At 66.2% G+C, this 15,963-nt stretch carries 20 protein-coding genes; 6 read left to right on the plus strand and 14 right to left on the minus strand.

Annotated features, from left to right (window positions below):
- Positions 1–14: 14 nt before the first annotated feature.
- From V9K97_RS14525 to V9K97_RS14540, 4 genes are all read left to right on the plus strand, one after another.
- Positions 15–914 (plus strand): LysR family transcriptional regulator, encoded by a 900-nt coding sequence (locus tag V9K97_RS14525; RefSeq protein ID WP_337318860.1) that lies wholly within the window; start codon positions 15–17, stop codon positions 912–914.
- A 56-nt stretch (positions 915–970) separates the two neighbouring features.
- Entirely contained in the window at positions 971–1,570 is a 600-nt protein-coding gene (locus tag V9K97_RS14530; RefSeq protein ID WP_337318863.1) for a TetR/AcrR family transcriptional regulator, read from the plus strand.
- Between the two features lie 126 nt (positions 1,571–1,696).
- Complete coding sequence (locus tag V9K97_RS14535; RefSeq protein ID WP_337318864.1) at positions 1,697–2,698, plus strand: NADP-dependent oxidoreductase; 1,002 nt, start codon at positions 1,697–1,699, stop codon at positions 2,696–2,698.
- 37 nt (positions 2,699–2,735) lie between these two features.
- Entirely contained in the window at positions 2,736–3,440 is a 705-nt protein-coding gene (locus tag V9K97_RS14540; protein ID WP_337318866.1) for an SDR family oxidoreductase, read from the plus strand.
- 12 nt (positions 3,441–3,452) lie between these two features.
- On the opposite strand, the gene V9K97_RS14545 is transcribed toward V9K97_RS14540, so the two are convergent.
- On the minus strand, positions 3,453–4,592 hold the full coding sequence (locus tag V9K97_RS14545) for a hypothetical protein (RefSeq protein WP_337318868.1): 1,140 nt from the start codon (positions 4,590–4,592) through the stop codon (positions 3,453–3,455).
- 214 nt (positions 4,593–4,806) lie between these two features.
- Here V9K97_RS14545 and V9K97_RS14550 point away from each other — a divergent pair, with 214 nt between their 5' ends.
- Both V9K97_RS14550 and V9K97_RS14555 read left to right on the plus strand, forming a co-directional pair.
- The gene (locus tag V9K97_RS14550) at positions 4,807–5,082 is read left to right on the plus strand and encodes a hypothetical protein (RefSeq protein ID WP_337318870.1); all 276 of its coding nucleotides are present in this window, start codon (positions 4,807–4,809) and stop codon (positions 5,080–5,082) included.
- Positions 5,083–5,096: 14 nt separating this feature from the next.
- Positions 5,097–5,351 (plus strand): hypothetical protein, encoded by a 255-nt coding sequence (locus tag V9K97_RS14555; protein WP_337318872.1) that lies wholly within the window; start codon positions 5,097–5,099, stop codon positions 5,349–5,351.
- Between the two features lie 19 nt (positions 5,352–5,370).
- Here the strand turns inward: V9K97_RS14555 and V9K97_RS14560 are convergent, their stop codons facing one another.
- The 13 genes from V9K97_RS14560 to ccoN form a co-directional block, all read right to left on the minus strand.
- A complete protein-coding gene (locus V9K97_RS14560; protein WP_258505525.1) occupies positions 5,371–6,159 on the minus strand; it encodes a Crp/Fnr family transcriptional regulator in 789 nt (262 codons plus the stop codon).
- Between the two features lie 127 nt (positions 6,160–6,286).
- On the minus strand, positions 6,287–6,709 hold the full coding sequence (locus tag V9K97_RS14565) for a universal stress protein (RefSeq protein WP_258505523.1): 423 nt from the start codon (positions 6,707–6,709) through the stop codon (positions 6,287–6,289).
- A gap of 51 nt (positions 6,710–6,760) precedes the next feature.
- The gene (locus V9K97_RS14570) at positions 6,761–7,342 is read right to left on the minus strand and encodes a hemerythrin domain-containing protein (protein ID WP_337318874.1); all 582 of its coding nucleotides are present in this window, start codon (positions 7,340–7,342) and stop codon (positions 6,761–6,763) included.
- Between the two features lie 25 nt (positions 7,343–7,367).
- Positions 7,368–8,552 carry a DesA family fatty acid desaturase gene (locus V9K97_RS14575; protein WP_337318876.1) on the minus strand — a complete coding sequence of 395 codons (1,185 nt, stop codon included), beginning with the start codon at positions 8,550–8,552 and terminating at the stop codon, positions 7,368–7,370.
- Between the two features lie 95 nt (positions 8,553–8,647).
- A complete protein-coding gene (locus V9K97_RS14580) occupies positions 8,648–9,355 on the minus strand; it encodes a sulfite exporter TauE/SafE family protein (RefSeq protein WP_337318878.1) in 708 nt (235 codons plus the stop codon).
- A 2-nt stretch (positions 9,356–9,357) separates the two neighbouring features.
- On the minus strand, positions 9,358–10,770 hold the full coding sequence (gene hemN / locus V9K97_RS14585; RefSeq protein WP_337318880.1) for an oxygen-independent coproporphyrinogen III oxidase: 1,413 nt from the start codon (positions 10,768–10,770) through the stop codon (positions 9,358–9,360).
- Positions 10,767–11,018: a hypothetical protein gene (locus tag V9K97_RS14590; protein WP_337318882.1), complete on the minus strand. Its 252-nt coding sequence runs from the start codon at positions 11,016–11,018 to the stop codon at positions 10,767–10,769. Before V9K97_RS14590 ends, hemN begins: the two co-directional genes overlap by 4 nt.
- Positions 11,015–11,302: a FixH family protein gene (locus tag V9K97_RS14595; protein ID WP_337318884.1), complete on the minus strand. Its 288-nt coding sequence runs from the start codon at positions 11,300–11,302 to the stop codon at positions 11,015–11,017. Before V9K97_RS14595 ends, V9K97_RS14590 begins: the two co-directional genes overlap by 4 nt.
- 10 nt (positions 11,303–11,312) lie before the next feature.
- Complete coding sequence (ccoG, locus tag V9K97_RS14600; protein ID WP_337318886.1) at positions 11,313–12,755, minus strand: cytochrome c oxidase accessory protein CcoG; 1,443 nt, start codon at positions 12,753–12,755, stop codon at positions 11,313–11,315.
- A gap of 12 nt (positions 12,756–12,767) precedes the next feature.
- Positions 12,768–13,682 carry a cytochrome-c oxidase, cbb3-type subunit III gene (gene ccoP, locus V9K97_RS14605; RefSeq protein ID WP_337318888.1) on the minus strand — a complete coding sequence of 305 codons (915 nt, stop codon included), beginning with the start codon at positions 13,680–13,682 and terminating at the stop codon, positions 12,768–12,770.
- 16 nt (positions 13,683–13,698) lie between these two features.
- The gene (locus V9K97_RS14610) at positions 13,699–13,839 is read right to left on the minus strand and encodes a cbb3-type cytochrome oxidase subunit 3 (RefSeq protein ID WP_258505517.1); all 141 of its coding nucleotides are present in this window, start codon (positions 13,837–13,839) and stop codon (positions 13,699–13,701) included.
- A 14-nt stretch (positions 13,840–13,853) separates the two neighbouring features.
- Positions 13,854–14,483 carry a cytochrome-c oxidase, cbb3-type subunit II gene (ccoO, locus tag V9K97_RS14615; RefSeq protein ID WP_337318891.1) on the minus strand — a complete coding sequence of 210 codons (630 nt, stop codon included), beginning with the start codon at positions 14,481–14,483 and terminating at the stop codon, positions 13,854–13,856.
- 10 nt (positions 14,484–14,493) lie between these two features.
- Positions 14,494–15,933, minus strand: coding sequence for a cytochrome-c oxidase, cbb3-type subunit I (ccoN, locus tag V9K97_RS14620; RefSeq protein ID WP_281150186.1), 1,440 nt, complete (start codon positions 15,931–15,933; stop codon positions 14,494–14,496).
- Positions 15,934–15,963: the final 30 nt, after the last annotated feature.

The raw sequence follows: 15,963 nt of genomic DNA on the forward strand, positions 1-15,963 counted from the left end.
CATACGATCGGCGTATGGCTGCACCAGACTTCAGAACGCTCCGCTACTTCGTGGCCGTTGCCGAGGAGCGCAGCGTCGGCAAGGCGGCGCGCCGGCTCAACATGGCCCAGCCGCCGCTGTCGGTTCACATCAAGAACCTGGAAGCGGCGGTGGGCACGCCCCTGTTTCGCAGGGCCGCGCGCGGCATGGAAATTACCGACGCCGGCAACGCCCTCTTCCAACGGGCGAAAGAGGCGCTGCTCCTTGCCAACGAAGGCTTCGACGCGGCGCGCGCCATCGGCTCGGGCAGCAGGGGCCGGCTCACCGTGGGGACCATGGTCGTGCTTTCCTACCTGGTGCTGCCCCGGCTCGAAAACATGCTGCGGGCAAAGCTGCCGGACGTGGAAATCCAGTACGTGGAGCTGAACGCGGTCAACAACGTCTCGGCCGTCACCGAGTCGGAGGTGTCCGTGGCCATCTGCATTCCGCCCATCGCCCAGCCGGGAATTGCGGTCGAGCGCATCGGCACCCAGCCTTTGATGCTGGCCGTGCGCGCGGATTCCCCCCTGGCCCGCATGTCCAGCATTCCACTGGAGCGGCTCTCGGCGCTGCCCCTCATCGGGCTGCCCCTTCCCCCGGGCGGCATCGACAAGTCCGTTGTCGCATCGATGCTCCGGCGGCACGACATCAGCATGCCGATCGCGCAGCGCGTCGAAACCATGGTGTCTGCCCTGGCGCTTGTGCTTGCCGGCAAGGGGGTGGCGATCCTGCCCGCATGCGCCCGCATCGGGCGGCCGCCCGGCGTGGTGTTCAGGCCTTTGCGCAACGCCGATGCAAAGATGGACATTGCCGCCTGTTGGCGCAGCGATTGGCAGAGCCCGCTGATCGAGCCCTTCCTGGCGTGCGCGCGCGCATCCCTGCGGCAAGCGGCCTAGCCCCGCAATTCCTCGCTGCCCGACAGGTCGGCGTACGCATCTTTGTCAAACAATGTATGATGAACATCATGCGAAATGCAAAGCACGGAACCAGAACCTCTGCCAAGGAAGCCTCGCACGAGCGCATCGTGTCCGCGGCCGCACGCGCCATCCGCCGCAGCGGCTACGGCGGAACCGGCGTCGCGGACATCATGAAGGAAGCCGGGCTGACCCACGGCGCCTTCTATGCCCATTTCGAATCCCGCGAGGCCATGCTGGCTGAAGCGGCAAGCCGTGCGTGTGCCGAGTCGGCCGCGGTGGCCGTCAACGTGGCAGCCAGTGCGCCGCCCGAGCAGGCGCTGGCCGTGATGCTTCGCACCTATCTTTCCCCAGAGCACGTGGCGCAGGTCGAACTCGGCTGTCCCCTTGCCGCGCTGGGTTCTGAAACGCCGCGCCAGGCGCCGGAGGTGCGCCGCGCCACCACTCGCCACGTCAAGGAGATGATCGATCTTGTCGCCCGGCAGTCGCCCGACTGGGGGCAGCCCGGTGCCCATGAGCGGGCCCTTGTGACGGTCGCCACCATGGTGGGCACGCTGCTCCTGGCGCGCGCGGTCGACGAGCCGGCACTGTCGGCCAGCCTGCGCGAAGCCGCACTGAAGCACCTCGGCGCTGCTTGAATCCACCGCCAAACGATGCCTGTTTTTTCGCCTGAAAATATGATGAACATAATGCGAAATGAAGTTGAATATCCCGGCATCGACGCCGTTCGCCAAACCTGGGTCCGCCAGGAAACAAGGAAGACCATGAAAGCTTTTGTTTTTGACCGGTACGGCAAGAAGCGGCCGCTGCGAGCGGCGGAGATGCCAACGCCGGAGCTGCGCGACGACGAGGTCCTGGTCGAGGTTCATGCCGCCGGCGTGAACCTGCTGGACGCCAAGATCCGAAACGGCGAGTTCAAGCTCATCCTGCCCTACCGAGTGCCCTTGGTGCTGGGCCATGACGTGGCGGGCGTGGTCGTGAAGGCCGGTGCGCTCGTGCGGCAGTTCAAGCCGGGCGACGAGGTGTATGCGAGGGTGGATGACTTCCGCATTGGCACCTTCGCCGAGTTCGTTCCGGTCAAGGAGGCATCGCTCGCGCGCAAGCCCAACAACCTGACGATGGAGGAAGCAGCCTCCATTCCGCTGGTGGCGTTGACGGCGTGGCAGGCACTGCTCGAGAAAGCCTCGCTCATGAAGGGTCAGAAGGTCTTCATCCAGGCAGGCTCGGGCGGTGTGGGCACCTTTGCCATCCAGCTGGCCAAGCACCTGGGCGCGACAGTCGCCACGACGACGAGCGCGGCCAATGCGGCCCTCGTCAAGAGCCTGGGCGCGGATGTCGTCGTCGACTACCGGTCGCAAGACTTCGAGGATGTCTTGCGGGACTACGACGTGGTGCTGAACAGCCAGGACGGCAAGACGCTGGAAAAATCGCTCCACGTGCTCAAGCGCGGCGGAAAGCTCATCACCATTTCCGGCCCGCCCGACCCCGAGTTCGGCAAGCAAAGCGGAGCGCCCGGCTTCGTGAAGCTCGTCATGCGGCTCCTGAGCGCGGGCATCCGGCGCAGGGCCAAGGGCCGCGGCGTCGGTTTCTCGTTTCTTTTCATGAGGGCGAACGGGAGCCAGCTGCGCGAGATCACCGGCCTGATCGAGGCTGGCGCCATCCGCCCTGTGATGGACCGCGTGTTCCCGTTCGACTCCACCAATGAAGCCCTGGCCTATGTCGAAGCAGGCCGTGCCAAGGGCAAGGTCGTCATCAAGGTCAAGTGAGCTTCGTTCGTCCCCCCACCCCACCCTGGAGATTCCCATGAAGATCGAAAATTCCGTCGCCCTTGTCACCGGCGCCAATCGCGGCATCGGCCTGGTGTTTGCACGCGAGCTGCTCGCCCGCGGCGCGCGCAAGGTGTATGCCGGCGCACGCGACCCCGTGGCTGTGACCCAGTCGGGCGTTCAGGCGCTGCGGCTGGACGTCAATAACCCGCAAGACGTGGCGGCCGCCGCAGCGCTGGCGTCCGACGTGACGCTGGTGATCAACAACGCGGGCATTGCCCAGGTGGGCGGCTTTCTCGCAGCCGACAGCGAAGAGGTTGCGCGGCGCATCTTCGAGACCAACTTCTTCGCGGTGCTGCGCATGAGCAAGGCCTTCGCGCCGGTTCTCAAGGCCAACGGCGGCGGTGCGCTGCTCAATGTGCTGTCGGTTGCATCGTGGGTGAACGGCGGCGAGCTGGCGGCGTATTCGGCCAGCAAGTCGGCGGCCTGGTCGCTCACCAATGCCTTGCGCAGCGAACTGTCGGCGCAGCAGACCCAGGTGTTGGGGCTGCACATGGCCTATGTCGATACCGGCATGACACAAGGGTTCGACGTTCCCAAGTCCAGCCCTGAAGAAATCGTCAGGCGTGCGCTCGACGGGCTCGAAGCGGGCGACGACGAAGTGCTGGCCGACGAGCTCACCCAGCAGGTCAAGCGCGGCATGACGGCGCCGCGGCCCAGCTACCTTCCGCAGGCCGCCTGAGCCAGGCCGGCCCTAAAGATCGAGCCGCAGCCCTGCGAGCTTGCAGTTCTCGATCTCGATCACGAAGCGCATCTGCGCGCCTTCGATCAGGAGCTGCAGCTTGAGCCGCGCGGTAATCCTCTCGCAGCCCAGCTGAACGCCACGCCACTTCGCGGCCGCATCTCGCGCTGAGAGCGAAGCCAACTCGACGGTCAGGCCCTGGCCGAGCGCATCGGAGCGCATGCCGACGGCGTTGCGCCCCTCGCCGCGGCCCTCCATGTGCGCCTGCGCACCCGGCACGGCAAGAACCCCATCGCCGAGCTGCACCTCGCCCGAAATCGCCGTTCGGCCGAGCAGCAAGCGCGCCTGCTCGGTCAATCCCTGGCCCTGGCCGCCCATGCACTGGCGCAGCATGGCCTCGGCAAACGCCTGCAAGTGCAGCTTGCCGCGCTCGGAAACCCATGGGCTCAGCAAGGCACCACGACGCTCGAACTCCACGCCGGCAAGCGGCGCCGAAGCGAACTGGTACAGGTAGCTGCGCCCGTTCGGCGCATCGACATAGAGCCCGAGCCGGCTCACGCCCATGCGCGAATCCGGGCCCACGTGCTCGACTGTCGCGTCGTTGAAGTCGATCTGGCCATGCTCTATGGGCACCGTCACATCAGCATCGAACAGCAGGTGCGCATCGGTGATCCGCCCGCGAATCGTGCCCTCGGCCTGCCCGAGCGGGCCTAAGCGCCAGGCTTCGGCCGCCGCCTGGGGCGTGGTGGCACCACCGGCAGTGGGCGCCGCGCCGCCGGCGCCCTGCAGGGCATGCAACGCCGTCTGGATTTGCGGCGGCATGACCAAGGGCCCCTGCAACCTGACCCCCGAGAGCTCGGCCTCGGTTGCCTCGACGGCGGAGAGGCTCAGCACGCCGGCCTCGGTGGTGCGCACCTCGCCTGTGATTGCATGCGCGGCGATGCGGCCGATATCGAGCACAAAGGGCCCCGACGCAAACTGCAGCGCGGTCGCTTCCAGTTCCTGGATAGCGACCTCGAGCACGCCTTCCTCGCTGGACTTTTTCCAGGCGAGGCCTTCGAGCGAGCAGCGGTTGCGAGCTGCCCCGCCGGAGGGCCCGAGCGCCAGTCCGAAGAGGAGATCGACGAGGGAAACCGCGAGTGGAACGGTCATCGGCCTTTTGTACCAGACATCGCGGCGGAACAATTCGCAGCGATATATGCAGTAAGTCTTTCTACTACCGCCAGACCGTAGCCATTTGGCGCATAGGTGATAACCCGGGCAGATGCTACAACCAGTAGACCGCGACCGGGGGGCGCGGCTGGGCACATGGTTTGCCCCCGAGGTGTTCCCCCCGAAAGGGTCAACACCTGCATCGGAGAATCGAATGCCGCTTTCGTTCTTGAACAGGCTGCAGCATGTGCAGCTACCGGTTCGTGTCGCCAATCCGGAAGAGATCCGGCACGTCTCGGTGCTCTTGGCCACAGGCTTGATAGAGGCCGAGATCACGACGCTCAAGCCGACCTCGCCCTACGTATCGTCGCGCATGGCCACTGTGATCCGCATCACCGAAGATGGCCGTGCCGAGATCGCGAAGATGGGCAATGTGCCGGCGCCGCTCAAGACCTTGATGCAGTTCAACCGGGGATTGCGATTGATGTGATTGCGCGAACACCCATGCGAATCGGCCCTCTGTATGAACAGGCCGTGGAGTTGACACCAAGGGCCGCACGCATCGCCGCTCTTCTTCTCGTCGAAGACGAGGACATCCCCGCGACCCTGCGGCGTTCCCTTGGCATCGCCCTTTCGTCCTCGCGCGGCGCCGCAGGGGAGCTGCCGGCGCTCGACGGCCCCGACGCCGCTGCTGCGCAGCGCTTTGTGCAAGCCTGCCGCGAAGTGGCTCGCCGCCTGCCCACCGGCGAGCGACGCTGAGCCGGAACGAAGGCGGCGGTCACTGCAGCATGGCGGGTGCCGGCGCAAGGCAGCGCTGCACGAAGGCAGACAAGGCGCCCACATCGGGAATCTGCACGTCGCGGCGGCCTTTTTCAACGAACTCGATCACCTTGTCGCGCGCCAGCCGCGAGAGCGCGCGGCTCACGCTTTCCAGCGTCATGCCCAGGTAGTTGCCGATTTCGGCGCGCGTCATGCGCAGCGTGATCTGGTCGGCGCGCATGCCGCGCTCGGCCAGCGACTCCGCCCAGTAGCGCAGGAAGTCCGCCACGCGCGCATCGGCGGGCAGCGTGCACACGGACATCAGCGAATCGCGGTCATGCGCGATCTCGCGGCTCATTGCCGTGTGGAACACCTGCAGCAAGGCGGGTTCGGCAAGGGCGGCGGCCAGCAGCGACTCGTACGACACCACCCAGACCTCGCCGGTGTCCATGGCGACCGCGTCGCACGAGTAGCAGCCCCCGGCAATGCCGTCGAAGCCCAGCCAGTCGCCGCGAAACTTCAAGCCCACCACCTGCTCGCGGCCGTCGGCCGACAGGTTCACGATCTTGAAGAAACCCGAGTTCAGGATGTAGAGGTTGCCGAAGCGCTCGCCGGCCTGGTAGACCACGTCGCCGGCATGCACCACGCGGCGTTGCGGGTCCAGGCGCTCCTTCAGCAGCTTTTGCGTCTCCATCAACTTGTGGCTGGCCCGCTCGTGGACCGCCACGCCGGTCTTCGGCAATGCGCCTGCGGCAAGAAAGCCGCTCATTGCGGGTACGGCGGCCTGAGTCTGGGACGGGTTGAACATGTGAGCGCTCCTGTTTATTGTGTGCATCGCGGGTCGATGGATGGATGCTATGAAGCGCCCGGCAACACAGTGACAACAGCAGGAGTCGGTGGGTAACGCTCCGTGAATGGTTTGTGTCCGGCGTGTATCAGCGCACCAGCAGCACAGGCACCGTGCAGCGGGCCAGCACCTTCATGGCGACGGAACCCAGCACGAGGTTGGTCAACGCCCCCTCCCCGCGCGAACCCATGACCAGGAGGTCGAACTTGCCGTGCTCCGCAAAAGCGGCGATCTCGTCCGCCGGATGGCCGACCTTGTGTGCGAACGCGGCCTCGATGCCGCGCGCGGCCAGCGCGGCGCGCACCGGCTGCAGCACGACGCGGGCTTCGTCCTCGTAGTAGGTGTGCACGAGGTCGGGCCCCGCGAATGCCGCGGCCCGGTGCGGCACCGGAACCACGGCGTTGAAGACGGTGAACGCATGGCCTGCGTTCGCCCATTCCTTGTGCGCGCCGATGTAGTCGAGCATGCGGGCGGTGTATTCGCTGCCGTCCACGGCGAGAAGAATTTTCATGATGTTCCTTGGTTGGTTTTTCTTGAAGAGGAGCGGATGTCTGCTGCCGCGCTATGCAGACCCCAGGCCGATGGGCGCGGGCACGATGTTCACGATGCGGGTGAAAAGCGCCTCGTATTCCCGCTCCGGCCGGTAGCCGGTGAGCGGATCGCGGTTCCTGCCGAAGGCCTCGTCGAGCTCGCGCCAGTCGTCGGCAGTCAGCACCCGTTCGGCAAGCGGAAGAATCTCGCGCTCTTCCACCGACATATGATCCAGGTAGAACTCGACGTACTGCGCCATGGCCGTTTCGAATGCAGCCCGGCGCGACTCGCCCAGCATCTCGAACGCCAGCAGCGCATGCTCGACGTTGCGCACCTTTCGCTCGCCCCAGGCATGGTCGTTGTCGAGCCGGTCCATCAGTTCGCGCGAGATCGGCGTTCTGGCGCGCAGCTTGGGAAACAGCAGCTCGCTCTCCTTGCGGTGATGGCGCTTCTCGGGAAATTCGTCCACGTAGAACAGCATGGCCCGCAAGGCGGCGAAGTCGGGCCGCGTTCCCTTGCGGCGGTGCTGCTCCAGCAGCATGGTGATGGAGCGCAGCATTGCGGCAAGGGCCGCATGCTCCTGGCGAATGATGCGAATGGTCGCGTGGGTCATGAACGGCTCCTGTGGGACACCCGGCTCAGGCGTAGGAACGAAGGCGCCTGGAGAACTCGGCCAGCGGCGCAATGCCGCTGGCTTCCGCGCGATGGCACCAGTCCTGCAGCTGCTTGACGAGTTGTTCGCCGGTTGCAGCGGAACGGCTCCACAGCGCGGTCAGTTCCCGGCGCATCGAGTACATCGTGGCCAGTGCATGCGATCCGCGCAAAGCCGTTGCAACCCGTGCGCGCCGCGACTCGTCGAGCATGCGTTCGTCCTTGGGCAGCCAGCGCTTCACCGCTTGCAGCGAGCGCGCCTCGCGTGGAGAAAGGCGGCGCAGCCGGCCGAACTCCTCGGCATAGGCCTGCTTCAGCGAGCGGCCGTAGCTCGAAAGCACGTCGTAGTGGCAGCGGATGACTGCCTGCACGGTCTCCAGGTCGACAGTTGGCTTGGGTGCGGCGAGCCGTGCCGTCGGTGCCACATGCTTCACGGTGGCAAGGCCGAGCGCCTGCAGCACGCGAATGTAGAGCCAGCCCACATCGAACTCGTACCACTTGTTGGACAGCTTCGCCGAGCTGGGAAAGGCATGGTGGTTGTTGTGCAGCTCCTCACCGCCGATCAGGATGCCGATCGGCGAAATGTTGGTGCTGGAATCCGGTGCCTGCCAGTTGCGGTAGCCCCAGTAGTGGCCGATGCCGTTGACCACGCCCGCGGCCCAGAACGGAATCCAGGCGATCTGCGTGAGCAGGATCAACCCGCCGGGCACCGCGCCGAAGAGCGCCATGTCCACCACGCCCATCAACACGATGCCGAGGATCTTGTGGCGCGAATACAGCTTGCGCTCGATCCAGTCGTCCGGCGTGCCATGGCCGTAGCGTGCAATGGTCTGCGCCACGTTGCTCTCGCGGATGTAGAGGAACACGCCGCCCCACAGCACGCGGGAAAGCCCGAACACCTGGGGGCTGTGCGGATCTTCGGGCGTGTCGCACTTTGCATGGTGCTTGCGGTGCACCGCCGCCCACTCCTTCGTGACCATGCCGGTGGTCAGCCACAGCCAGAAGCGAAAGAAATGGCTGGCCACCGGATGCAGCTCCAGCGCACGATGGGCCTGGTGGCGGTGCAGGAAGATGGTGACCGAGGCAATGGTGACGTGCGTGAGCGCCAACGCCACCAGCACGGCACCCCACCATGGAAGATCGAAAACTCCGGAGAACAAGACGGATTGCATTGGCACCTCTAGGACAGATGCGGCAATTCTGCGAACGGGTGGCGTGCGGGCCTTTGATACAGGTCAACAAAAGGCGCGCCCCCGGCGCACGGGGTTCAGCGGCACCAGATCTCGATCTGGCGGCCGAGGTCGGACCAGAGCGCCTGCAGCGCCACGGCCGCGAGCAAGATACCGGCAAGGCGTGCACCCCAGGCCTGAGAGCCGCCACCGCTCCACCGCAGCCGCTGCCAGAGCCACGGCGCCAGCACCAGGGAGAGTCCGCTGCCCACGGCGAACAGCATCATCGCCACCCCGCCCTGCACGGGCCCATTGGCCAGGCTGGCAAGCAGCAATGCCGAATAGAGCAGCCCGCAAGGCATGGCCACCCAGAGCGCGCCGGTCGCCAGAACACCCCATGGCGTGCCTCCCGCGTGCGAACGAAGGCGGGCTTCGAGCGTGCGCCCGACGCGCCGTGCCCACGCCGGCTGCCGCCCCGCGATCGCCAGCGTCGCGCCCCAGGCGAAGACGAACACATGCAGCAGCATCCAGAGCGGCTTGAGCGCGGCGACTTGCACACCGGCCAGCGCCAGGCTGTTCACGCTGGCCGCGGCGACGGCGCCCGCCACGGCGTAGCTTGCGATGCGCCCGATGTGAAAGGCCGCTTGCGCAGCCGGTGCGGAGCCACCTGCGGTTGCGGACGAAGCGCCAGCGTGAACCGGCACGATGCGGATCACGGCGGCCGACACCGCACCGCACATGGCCACGCAGTGCGGCCCGGTGGCCAGGCCCATCAGCAAAGCGGCACCGGCAAGCGCGGCCTGCATGTTCAGACCACGCGCGAAAAGCGGGTGCGGTTGTCGCGGCAGTAGCGGTCGAACACCATGGCGATGGCACGCACCACGAACCACCCCTGCGCCGTGACTTCGATGTCGTGGTCGGTCAGGCGGACCATGCCCTGCGCGGCCAGCGGCCCGAGCGCCGCGAACTCGGCCGCGAAGTGGTGCCGGAAATCGATGCGGTGTGCCTCGCCCATGGCATCGAAGCCGACACGGCCCTTGCACATCAGCGCCATGATGACCGCGCGCCGCAACGCGTCGTCGCGCGAGAGCGCAATGCCGCGGACCACCGGAAGACGGCCTTGGTCGAGCAGGTCGTAGTAGGTGTCCACCGTCTTGGCGTTCTGGCTGTAGGTGGCGCCCACGCGGCCAATGGCGGAAACACCCAGCGCCACCAGGTCGCCCTCCGGCTGGGTGCTGTAGCCCTGGAAGTCGCGCTGCAGCCGCCCCTGCCGCTTGGCCACCGCCAGCGGATCGCCGGGAAGTGCGAAATGGTCCATGCCTATGTAGACGTAGCCCGCGGCGGTGAGCGTTGCAATGGCGCTGGAGAGCATGCGCACCCGCGTCTCGGCATCGGGCAGTTCTTCGGCCGCAATGCGCCGCTGCGGCTTGAAGCGCTCGGGCAGATGGGCGTAGGCATAGAGCGCAATCCGGTCGGGCCGAAGCTCGCAGACCTGGTCCATCGTGCGCGCAAAAGACGCATCGTTCTGGCGCGGCAGGCCGTAGATCAGGTCGACGTTGATCGACTCGAAGCCCAGCGCCCGCGCATCGGCCATGAGCCCGAACACCTGGTGCGCCGGCTGGATGCGGTGCACGGCCTTCTGCACGTCGGCATCGAAGTCCTGCACGCCGAAGCTCAGCCGGTTGAAGCCCAGGGCCGCCAGGTTCGCGAGTCGGGCCGCATCGACTGTGCGGGGGTCGATTTCGATGGACTGCTCGCCGCCGGCAGCGAGGTCGAACGATTCGCGCAGCATGGCAAGAAGGCCTGCCAACTGCGCATCGCTCAGGAAAGTGGGCGTGCCGCCGCCCAGGTGCAGCTGGCTCACGGTGGCGCGGCGGCCGAGCTGCGCGGCCTGCAGCCGGGTTTCACGCTCCAGGTAGGCCAGGTACTGCACGGCCCTTTCGGGGTGCCGCGTCACAACCTTGTTGCAGGCGCAGTAGTAGCAAAGCGATTCGCAGAACGGAATATGCACATAGAGCGAAAGCGGCGGCGCGGAGGCACCGGCATCGCGCCGCGCGCGCAACGCCGAGGCGTAGTCGTCCGCGCCGAAGGCCTCCACGAAGCGGTCCGCGGTGGGATAGGAGGTATAGCGCGGGCCGGCAACATCGAACTGCCGCAGCACGGTGGCTGGCAGGGGTGCGGTGTCGGCAACGTCGGCGCAGGCGGTGGAAGGCAATGTCATTGCGCACGTCCTGGAAGGTCGCGGGACGGCGGCTCGGCCAGCAGCGCGGTGAATGCGCTGGAAGCCGCCGCCATGCCCCAGAAAAGAAAGAAAGCCACGGTGTAGACACCCTGGCGCGACATCCGCAGTGCTTCGCCGCCCCAATGCAGATCGGACGGATCGACCAGCGCGAACACCAGGATCTCGATGGCGCAGGCCAGCAGGAACGAAGGCCACAGAATGCCGATCAGCTGGCGCGAGTTGCTCATGGCGCGGCCTCGCGGCGCGGCAAGGGCACGGCTTCGGCCGGGGTTGCCGCATGGTTCCGGCCGGCAAGCGCGGGCATCAGCTTCTTGTCCGCCAGGGTCTTGTTGATCTCGACGCCCCGGCGGTAGTAGTCCGCCGACACCAGCGGGTCGGGGCTGTCCCAGGCGTACCAGAAGGTCACGAAGCTCGCGACCACCACCAGCGCCGGCCCTGCAATCACCATCCACAGCAGCGGGTGCCGCCACCAACGGTCATTCGCCGCCGGTTCGTTGCTTGTTACGTTCATATCGACTCCTTCAGCGCGGCACCAGGAACACCGCTTTTTCGGACACCTGGGCCCCGCCTGCGCCCTCTTCGCGGATGTCGAAGTACACCGCGTGCGATCCGGCGGATGCGGCGCCGTAGGGCACCTGGAGCCGCACCGCGACCCATCGCGATTGCGCCGGCCCGACCGTGACGCGCTCGTCGGGCGAGACGCTGAGCCCTTCGATGCCGTGCGCGGCAATGCGGTAGCCGCGCGGCTCTTCGGTGGCATTCATGATCTGCAGGCGGTAGACGTTCTCGAGCCGGCCGCCCTCGACGATGCGGGCGAGCGATGCACGGTCGCGCACCACGTCGACCTTGAGCGGCGTGCGCGTGACCAGGCTGGCAAGCAGCCCCGCCATCAGCAGCGCCAGCACGGCGGTGTAGACCAGCACGCGGGGGCGCAGCACGCGGCGCATCAGTTGCCGGCGCGACCAGCCGGCCTCCATGCCGTTCTGCGTGTCGTAGCGGATCAGCCGGGGCGCATAGGCCATCTTCTTCATCACCGTGTCGCAGGCGTCCACGCACAGGCCGCAGCCGATGCACTCGTATTGCAGCCCCTCGCGGATGTCGATGCCCGTGGGGCACACCTGCACGCAGAGCCCGCAGTCGATGCAGTCGCCCAGCGCCATGCTGCGCGGATCGGGACCCTTGCGGCGCGGCGCGCGCGGCTCGCCGCGCTTCGGGTCGTAGGTGACGATGAGCGTGTCGCGGTCGAACATGGCGCTCTGGAAGCGCGCGTACGGGCACATGTACTTGCACACCTGCTCGCGCATGAAGCCCGCGTTGCCGTACGTTGCAAAGCCGTAGAAGAACACCCAGAACACCTCCCAAGAGCCCATGCGGGTCTGCAGGAAGGCCATGCCAAGTTCGCGGATGGGCGTGAAGTAGCCCACGAAGGTGAAGCCGGTCCACAGCGCAATGCCGATCCACACCAGGTGCTTGAACCACTTCTTCACCAGCTTCTCGGCCGATATCGGCTCGGCGTCGAGCCGCATGCGTGCGGTGCGGTTGCCTTCTATCTTGTGCTCCACCCACATGAAGATTTCGGTGTACACCGTCTGCGGGCAGGCGTAGCCGCACCACAGCCGCCCGGCCACGGCGGTAAAGAGAAAGAGCGCCAGGGCGCTGACCACCAGCAGGCCCGAGAGGTAGATCAGGTCTTGCGGATACAGCACCCATCCGAAGACATAGAAGCGCCGCGCGGCCAGGTCGAACAGCACCAGCTGCCGCTCGCCCCACTGCGCCCACGGCATGCCGTAGAACACCAGCTGCGTCAAAAAGACCATTGCCCAGCGCCATCGCGCGAACACGCCGCGAACGCTGCGCGGGTAGATCTTCTTCGTGGCCTCGTAAAGCCCCCCCGTTTCAGCGCCGGCCGGAGCAATGGGAATAATCTTGCGCGAGGCGGGGCTCGCGGGTGCGGATGAGTCCATGGTGCGCCGTTGTCAGGGCCCTGCGGCCGGGGCGTTGGAAAAGCCCCATACGTAGGCGGCAAGCAGCTTGATCTGCGCCTCGGTCAGCCGGCCTTCCTGCGCGGGCATGGCGCTGTGCTTGCCGGCGTTGACGAGCTGCACGATGGCCGCCTCTCCATAGCCGTGGAGCCACACCTTGTCGCTGAGGTTGGGCGCGCCCACCGCCTGGTTGCCGACGCCGCCGATGCCGTGGCACGAGGCGCAAGCCGTGAACTTCGACTTGCCGAGGCCCGCGCGCACCGAATCGTGCGGCTCGCCCGAAAGGCTCAGCACGTAGTTCGCCAGGTTCTTCACGTCGTCTTGCGAGCCCACTGCCGCAGCCATGGGGGGCATCACGCCGATGCGGCCTTTGGTGATGCTTTCGGCAATCTTCTCGGGCGTGCCGCCGTGCAGCCAGTCCTTGTCGGTCAGGTTGGGAAAGCCCTTGCTGCCGCGCGCATCGGAGCCGTGGCATTGCGAGCAGTTGTTCATGAACAGGCGCTCGCCGATGGCCATGGCCTTCGGATTGCGGGCAATGTCTTCCGCGGGCATGTTGTCGTATGCGGCATACACGGGCTCCAGCGCCTTGTTGGCCTTGGCCACTTCGGTGCCGTACTCGGACTCGGTGCTCCAGTTCGCCTGGCCGCTGAAGCTGCCCAGGCCCGGAAAGATCACCAGGTAGCCGGCCGAGAAGAAGATGGTCAGCACGAAGAGGCCGACCCACCACATGGGTAGCGGGTTGTTGGCTTCGCGAAGGTCCTCGTCCCACACATGGCCCGTGGTGTTGTCGGCATCCGACGGCACGCGCTTGCGTGCGGTGAGCCACAGCAGCAGCATGCATCCGAGAATGCTCAGCACGGTGCCGGCGGCAATGTAGTTGGACCAGAAGTTGTTGACGAAATCGCTCATCGGGGGCCCCTCTTCTTCAGTCTTGCTCGAACGGCAGCCGGGCGGCTTCCTCGAAGCGGGCCGTGTTGCGGCGGGCATAGGCCCACGCCACGATGCCCACGAAGAGCGCAAAGCACAGAAGGGTCGCGGCAACGCGCAGGGTGGTGATGTCGGTCATGGTTCGGTTGCTCCCTACTTGAGCGTGAGGCCCAGCGATTGCAGGTACGCCACGGTGGCGTCCAGCTCGGTCTTGCCGCGGACTTCTTCGGCGGCGCGGGCAATCTCTTCGTCCGTGTACGGCACGCCGACACGGCGCAGCGCGCGCATGCGGCGCGGAATGGCCTCGGCATCCACCACCGTCTTGCCGAGCCACGGATACGCCGGCATGTTCGACTCGGGCACCAGGTCGCGCGGGTTGTTCAGGTGAATGCGCTGCCACTCGTCGCTGTACTTGCCGCCCACGCGATGCAGGTCGGGGCCGGTGCGCTTGCTGCCCCATTGAAACGGGTGGTCGTAGACGAATTCGCCCGCCACCGAGTAGTGGCCGTAGCGCAGCGTCTCCGAGCGAAACGGCCGGATCATCTGCGAGTGGCAGTTGTAGCAACCCTCGCGCAGGTACACGTCGCGCCCGGCCAACTGCAGCGCGGTGGGCGGCTTCAGTCCCTGGATGGGCTCGGTGGTGGACTTCTGGAAGAACAGCGGCACGATCTCGACCAGCCCGCCGATGGCGACCACCACCAGGATGAGCACGATCATCAGCAGGTTGTTGGTCTCCACCTTCTCGTGGGTGAAGCCGGTCTTGGTTTCGGTTTTCGTATTCATGGCTGATTTCTCAAGCGTGGGCAATGGCGGCGGCCGGAATCACGGCGCGCACCGAGCGCCCGGAGATGACGGTCATCCACACGTTCCATGCCATCACCAGCATTCCGCCGAGGTACAGCAGGCCGCCGACCAGCCGCACCAGGTAGAACGGGAAGGTGGCCTTCACGCTCTCCACGAAGGTGTAGGTGAGCGTGCCGTCGGGGTTGATGGCGCGCCACATCAGGCCCTGCATCACGCCCGCGATCCACATGGCCGCGATGTAGAGCACGATGCCGATGGTGGCCACCCAGAAGTGGGCTTCGATGGCCTTGACGCTGTACATCTCGGTGCGGCCGTACATGCGCGGAATCAGGTAGTAGAGCGAGCCCATGGTGATGAAGCCCACCCAGCCCAATGCGCCGGCATGCACGTGGCCCACGGTCCAGTCGGTGTAGTGGCTCAGGGCGTTGACGGTCTTGATGGACATCATCGGGCCCTCGAAGGTGGCCATGCCGTAGAACGAGAGCGCGACGATCAGGAAGCGCAGGATCGGATCGGTGCGCAGCTTGTGCCAGGCGCCCGAGAGCGTCATCACGCCGTTGATCATTCCGCCCCAGCTGGGCGCCAGGAGGATGAGCGAGAACACCATGCCGAGCGATTGCGTCCAGTCGGGCAGAGCCGTGTAGTGCAGGTGGTGCGGGCCGGCCCACATATAGGTGAAGATCAGCGCCCAGAAGTGGACGATGGAAAGCCGGTACGAATACACCGGGCGCGCAGCCTGCTTGGGGATGTAGTAGTACATCATTCCGAGGAAGCCCGCCGTGAGGAAAAAGCCCACCGCGTTGTGCCCGTACCACCACTGCACCATGGCGTCCTGCACACCGGCATAGGCCGAGTAGCTCTTCATCCAGCCCGCCGGAATTTCAGCGCTGTTGACGATGTGCAGCAGCGCCACCGCAATGATGAAGGCCCCGAAGAACCAGTTGGCAACGTAGATGTGGCGCACCTTGCGAACGCCGATGGTGCCGAAGAACACCACCGCGTAGGCCACCCACACCACTGCAATGAGGATGTCGATGGGCCATTCGAGTTCGGCGTATTCCTTGCCCGTGGTGTAGCCCAGCGGCAGGCTGATGGCGGCCGCGACGATCACCGCCTGCCAGCCCCAGAACACAAAGGATGCGAGCCCCGGCGCGAACAGCCGGACCTGGCAGGTGCGCTGCACCACGTGGAAACTGGTGGCCATGAGCGCACAGCCGCCGAACGCGAAGATCACCGCGTTGGTGTGCAGCGGGCGCAGCCGCCCGTAGCCGAGCCATGGAATGCCGAGGTTGAGCTCGGGCCAGGTCAGCTGCGAGGCGATGATCACGCCGACGAGCATGCCGACCACGCCCCAGACCACGGACATGAGGGCGAACTGCCGCACGACGGTGTCGTCGTAGACCGCTGCGGGAGGATTGGGTTCTTGCATCGTGGTGCCTGTTGGTGGACTGCAGGCAGT

The organism is Variovorax sp. CCNWLW186 (assembly GCF_037203865.1).
In the GTDB taxonomy this organism is placed as follows: domain Bacteria; phylum Pseudomonadota; class Gammaproteobacteria; order Burkholderiales; family Burkholderiaceae_C; genus Variovorax.

Bases quoted from the DNA above. Each gene is read 5' to 3' on its own strand.
- V9K97_RS14525 (WP_337318860.1), top strand. From the start codon at position 15: ATGGCTGCACCAGACTTCAGAACGCTCCGCTACTTCGTGGCCGTTGCC.
- V9K97_RS14530 (WP_337318863.1), top strand. From the start codon at position 971: ATGATGAACATCATGCGAAATGCAAAGCACGGAACCAGAACCTCTGCC.
- V9K97_RS14535 (WP_337318864.1), top strand. From the start codon at position 1,697: ATGAAAGCTTTTGTTTTTGACCGGTACGGCAAGAAGCGGCCGCTGCGA.
- V9K97_RS14540 (WP_337318866.1), top strand. From the start codon at position 2,736: ATGAAGATCGAAAATTCCGTCGCCCTTGTCACCGGCGCCAATCGCGGC.
- V9K97_RS14545 (WP_337318868.1), bottom strand. From the start codon at position 4,592: ATGACCGTTCCACTCGCGGTTTCCCTCGTCGATCTCCTCTTCGGACTG.
- V9K97_RS14550 (WP_337318870.1), top strand. From the start codon at position 4,807: ATGCCGCTTTCGTTCTTGAACAGGCTGCAGCATGTGCAGCTACCGGTT.
- V9K97_RS14555 (WP_337318872.1), top strand. From the start codon at position 5,097: ATGCGAATCGGCCCTCTGTATGAACAGGCCGTGGAGTTGACACCAAGG.
- V9K97_RS14560 (WP_258505525.1), bottom strand. From the start codon at position 6,159: ATGTTCAACCCGTCCCAGACTCAGGCCGCCGTACCCGCAATGAGCGGC.
- V9K97_RS14565 (WP_258505523.1), bottom strand. From the start codon at position 6,709: ATGAAAATTCTTCTCGCCGTGGACGGCAGCGAATACACCGCCCGCATG.
- V9K97_RS14570 (WP_337318874.1), bottom strand. From the start codon at position 7,342: ATGACCCACGCGACCATTCGCATCATTCGCCAGGAGCATGCGGCCCTT.
- V9K97_RS14575 (WP_337318876.1), bottom strand. From the start codon at position 8,552: ATGCAATCCGTCTTGTTCTCCGGAGTTTTCGATCTTCCATGGTGGGGT.
- V9K97_RS14580 (WP_337318878.1), bottom strand. From the start codon at position 9,355: ATGCAGGCCGCGCTTGCCGGTGCCGCTTTGCTGATGGGCCTGGCCACC.
- hemN (WP_337318880.1), bottom strand. From the start codon at position 10,770: ATGACATTGCCTTCCACCGCCTGCGCCGACGTTGCCGACACCGCACCC.
- V9K97_RS14590 (WP_337318882.1), bottom strand. From the start codon at position 11,018: ATGAGCAACTCGCGCCAGCTGATCGGCATTCTGTGGCCTTCGTTCCTG.
- V9K97_RS14595 (WP_337318884.1), bottom strand. From the start codon at position 11,302: ATGAACGTAACAAGCAACGAACCGGCGGCGAATGACCGTTGGTGGCGG.
- ccoG (WP_337318886.1), bottom strand. From the start codon at position 12,755: ATGGACTCATCCGCACCCGCGAGCCCCGCCTCGCGCAAGATTATTCCC.
- ccoP (WP_337318888.1), bottom strand. From the start codon at position 13,682: ATGAGCGATTTCGTCAACAACTTCTGGTCCAACTACATTGCCGCCGGC.
- V9K97_RS14610 (WP_258505517.1), bottom strand. From the start codon at position 13,839: ATGACCGACATCACCACCCTGCGCGTTGCCGCGACCCTTCTGTGCTTT.
- ccoO (WP_337318891.1), bottom strand. From the start codon at position 14,483: ATGAATACGAAAACCGAAACCAAGACCGGCTTCACCCACGAGAAGGTG.
- ccoN (WP_281150186.1), bottom strand. From the start codon at position 15,933: ATGCAAGAACCCAATCCTCCCGCAGCGGTCTACGACGACACCGTCGTG.